Genomic DNA, 1,806 nt, shown 5'->3' on the forward strand with positions numbered 1-1,806 from the left:
CGTCGCATGATCTTGCCGGAGCGGGTCTTGGGCAGTTCGGGCACGACCATGATCTGGCGGGGTTTGGCGATGGGGCCGATTTCCTTGGCGACGTGGTCGCGCAGTTCGGCCAGGGCGGCGTCGCCGCTGGCGCCGTCGGCGGCGCCGCCGCGCAGGATCACGAAGGCCACGATGCCTTGCCCGGTGGTGGGGTCGCTGGCGCCCACGACGGCGGCTTCGGCGACGTTGGGGTGTGAGACCAGGGCGGATTCGACCTCGGTGGTGGAGATGCGGTGGCCGGAGACGTTCATGACGTCGTCGACGCGGCCCAGCAGCCACACGTCGCCGTCGGTGTCGTACTTGGCGCCGTCGCCGGCGAAGTAGAAGCCCAGGTCGGCGAACTTGGACCAGTAGGTGTCCTTGTAGCGTTCGTCGTCGCCCCAGATGCCGCGCAGCATCGCCGGCCAGGGCTTGTCCAGCACCAGCAGCCCGCCGCCGCCGGGGCCGACGTCGGTGCCGGTTTCGTCGACGACCTTGGCCGAGATGCCGGGTAGCGGGGTTTGCGCGGAGCCGGGCTTGGCGGCGGTGACGCCGGGCAGCGGCGAGATCATGATCGCGCCGGTTTCGGTTTGCCACCAGGTGTCGACGATCGGGGTGCGGTCCGAGCCGATGTGCTTGCGGTACCACATCCAGGCCTCGGGGTTGATCGGTTCGCCGACCGAGCCCAGCACTCGCAGCGAGGAGAGGTCGTACTTGGCGGGGATCTCCGCGCCCCACTTCATGAAGGTGCGGATCGTGGTGGGCGCGGTGTAGTAGAGCGTGACGCCGTACTTCTGCACGATCTCCCAGTGCCGGCCCTCGTGCGGGGTGTTGGGGGTGCCTTCGTAGATGACCTGGGAGGCGCCGTTGGCCAGCGGGCCGTAGACGATGTAGGTGTGGCCGGTGACCCAGCCGATGTCGGCGGTGCACCAGTACACGTCGGTGTCGGGTTTGAGGTCGAAGACGTGGTGGTGGGTGTAGGCCGCCTGGGTCAGGTACCCGCCGGAGGTGTGCAGGATGCCCTTGGGTCGCCCGGTGGTGCCCGAGGTGTAGAGGATGAACAGCGGGTGCTCGCTGTCGAAGGCCTCCGGGGTGTGCGACTCGGCTTGGCGGTCGACCACGTCGTGCCACCACTTGTCGTGGGAGTCGTCCCAGGCGATGTCGATGCCGGTGCGCTGCACGACCAGCACGTGCTGGACGCTCGGTGCGTCCGCGACGGCCTCGTCGACGTTGGTCTTCAGCGGCATGGCCTTGCCGCGCCGGTACTGGCCGTCGGCGGTGATGACGACCTTGGCCTCGGCGTCGTTGATCCGCGAGCGCAGCGCCTCGGCGGAGAACCCGCCGAACACGACGCTGTGCAGGGCGCCCAACCGGGCGCAGGCCAGCATCGAGAACACCGCCTCGGGCAGCATCGGCAGGTAGATCGCGACCCGGTCGCCCTTGCCCACACCCAGCTCGGCCAGGGCGTTGGCGGTGCGCGAGACCTCCCGCTGCAGCTCGGCGTAGGTGATCTCCCGGGAATCGCCCGGCTCACCTTCCCAGTAGATCGCCACCCGGTCACCGTGACCGGCCTCGACGTGCCGGTCCGCGCAGTTGTGGGCCACGTTGAGCTTGCCGCCGACGAACCACTTCGCGAACGGCGCCCCGGACCAGTCCAGGACCTGGTCCCACTTGCTGTCCCAGGACAACCGCGAGGCCTGCTCCGCCCAGAACGCCTCACGATCGGCCTCGGCCTGCTCGTACAGCGCCGACGTGGCGTTGGCCTGCGCCGCGAATTCCTCAGACGGC

The 1,806-nt window shown here is 69.3% G+C and carries 1 protein-coding gene; it reads right to left on the reverse strand.

Annotated elements, in window-relative coordinates:
- A partial coding sequence (gene acs, locus EIL87_RS21680) for an acetate--CoA ligase (protein ID WP_125092439.1) occupies positions 1 to 1,806 on the reverse strand: 1,806 nt, incomplete at both ends.

Source organism: Saccharopolyspora rhizosphaerae (assembly GCF_003931915.1).
In the GTDB taxonomy this organism is placed as follows: domain Bacteria; phylum Actinomycetota; class Actinomycetes; order Mycobacteriales; family Pseudonocardiaceae; genus Saccharopolyspora; species Saccharopolyspora rhizosphaerae.